This is a genomic window from Chryseobacterium sp. CG10_8, from assembly GCF_058117085.1.
Genome location: NZ_JBYVEB010000206.1, coordinates 1 through 2,110 on the forward strand (window position 1 = coordinate 1; position 2,110 = coordinate 2,110).

The 2,110-nt window shown below is 33.4% G+C and carries 3 protein-coding genes; 2 read left to right on the top strand and 1 reads right to left on the bottom strand.

Features of this window, described 5'->3' with window-relative positions; translation table 11 throughout:
* Positions 1 to 482: 482 nt before the first annotated feature.
* Entirely contained in the window at positions 483 to 773 is a 291-nt protein-coding gene (locus AC4AGG_RS16175) for an HU family DNA-binding protein (RefSeq protein WP_489773055.1), read from the top strand.
* Between the two features lie 48 nt (positions 774 to 821).
* Here AC4AGG_RS16175 and pdxH read toward each other — a convergent pair whose 3' ends face one another.
* Positions 822 to 1,466 carry a pyridoxamine 5'-phosphate oxidase gene (pdxH, locus tag AC4AGG_RS16180; RefSeq protein ID WP_489773056.1) on the bottom strand — a complete coding sequence of 215 codons (645 nt, stop codon included), beginning with the start codon at positions 1,464 to 1,466 and terminating at the stop codon, positions 822 to 824.
* Between the two features lie 24 nt (positions 1,467 to 1,490).
* Between pdxH and AC4AGG_RS16185 the strand changes: the two genes are divergently transcribed.
* Positions 1,491 to 2,039 (top strand): YqgE/AlgH family protein, encoded by a 549-nt coding sequence (locus tag AC4AGG_RS16185; protein WP_489773057.1) that lies wholly within the window; start codon positions 1,491 to 1,493, stop codon positions 2,037 to 2,039.
* Positions 2,040 to 2,110: the final 71 nt, after the last annotated feature.

Sequence of the window (2,110 nt, forward strand, 5' to 3'; positions counted from 1 at the left end):
TATAACTTCATAAAAAAACTATGCGATAAATAATTTTAATTTATTGAATAACACTAATTTGACAAGAAAATAATAGCTACTATTTCCAACGACACCCTATTACTCTACGCGAGAATCAATAAGAAACCACCATTAAAACCATTTCAAAAAAATTCAAACAGAAACAGAAATAATTACATAATAATCAACAATAAAACGAAAAGAAATAAAAATAAACACCAAATTACAGAATTCGTAATTCAAAAAATATTTAACTAAAACACTCGTTTTATCCGAATTGATGGTCACTTGATTGAAATCACACCCCTCCGAACACTTGTAATTACGTTAAAGTTGATTTTAACAAAATTCCAACGATTTATGATTAAACGATATAATTTTCATATTTTTTACCAAAATCACTTGCACAATTTCAAAAATGTTTTATCTTTGCTTTTGAACAATTTTAATCATAAGTATATTAACCTTAATAAATTAACATTATGAACAAATCTGAATTAATTGATGCAATGGCAAAAGATGCTGGAATTACTAAAGTTGCTGCAAAAGCTGCATTAGAATCTTTCATGGCTAACGTTACTACTACTCTTAAGAAAAAAGATGGTAAAGTTTCTTTAGTTGGATTCGGTACTTTCTCTGTTGCTGAAAGAGCTGCAAGACAAGGTATCAACCCTGCAACTAAAAAACCAATTAAAATTGCTGCTAAAAAAGTTGCTAAATTTAAAGCTGGAGCTGAATTAGCTGACGCTGTAATGGGTGCTAAGAAAAAATAATTTTCTAGAATCATAGAAAAACCGCTGCAAGTTTTGCAGCGGTTTTTTTTATGGTGCTAATCGAGATATCTCCCAATAATAATCTTCATTAAGAGAATAAAGAATCCTGTCATGAAGTCGATTAGGTCGACCTTGCCAGAATTCAATTTCATAAGGCTTCGCAATATATCCTCCCCAATTAATTGGTCTCACAATTTCTTTACCTTCCCACTCTTCTTCCAAAGCTGCTAGTTTTTCTTCCAAGAACTCACGATTAGGAATCACCTTACTCTGTTCCGAAACCAGCGCCCCCAACTGACTCCCTCTCGGTCTCGAGCTGAAATATCCGTCACTCAAATTTTCTGCTACTTTTTCTAATTCAGCTTTAATAATAATTTGTCGTTCCAAAGCTGGCCAAAAGAAATGCAGACATGCTTTATTATTCTCTTTTAGAGCATTTCCCTTGCGACTATCATAATTGGTATAAAAGATAAAGCCTTCCCAAGTATAAGCTTTCAAAAGTACCATTCGGGTACGAGGACACCCATCTTTCTCAACAGTAGAAACCGACATCGCATTGGCTTCAGCAACAGTCGGATGCTCTTCTGCTTCTAAAAACCAATCCCTAAACAACTCTATAGGATTCTCTTTGATATGCCCTTCTAAGAGCTGAAATTTATCATAAACTTTTCTTTTATCGTGAAGATTTTCCATATAATTTTTATTACTTTTGAAATCATGAATCACTCCTACAAAGGTAAAATATTAATTTCCACTCCTGATGTTTCAGGAGATATTTTTTCTCGTTCGGTTATCCTGATTATCGACCATAATGAGAATGGTGCTTTTGGTCTAATTCTGAACAAAAAAAATCGGGAAGTTAGCGTCAAATTAGGGGACATGTTTGATTTCCCAATTGAAATCTATGAAGGAGGACCTGTGGAAAACAACAAAGTATTTTACATTGTAAAAGGCAAACCTTCTAACGATTTCTATCTACCTATTAATGACGATTTTTACTTGACAGAGGATACCCAATCTATTGTTGCAGACCTTGTTGAAGAAAAATTATTTACCAATGATGTAAAAGTCTTCTCTGGTTACTCAGGATGGGCAGCCAATCAACTCGAAGACGAAGTCACCAAAAAGTATTGGAACGTCGTTGACATCTATAATCTAGACTACACTCTTCCCAACGACCAACACCTTTGGAAGACCATCATGCAAAATCTAGGTGGCGAATTTCTTATTTGGGCCAACGCGCCAGAAGATATCTCCCTCAATTAATCTTTAACGTTTTTTTATTATTCATTTGGATTTTTTTTAAGATATAAAAGCTGATATTTGAAAAAAATCTT

Coding starts and splice junctions, on each gene's coding strand:
- AC4AGG_RS16185 (WP_489773057.1), top strand. CDS start 1,491: ATGAATCACTCCTACAAAGGTAAAATATTAATTTCCACTCCTGATGTT.
- pdxH (WP_489773056.1), bottom strand. CDS start 1,466: ATGGAAAATCTTCACGATAAAAGAAAAGTTTATGATAAATTTCAGCTC.
- AC4AGG_RS16175 (WP_489773055.1), top strand. CDS start 483: ATGAACAAATCTGAATTAATTGATGCAATGGCAAAAGATGCTGGAATT.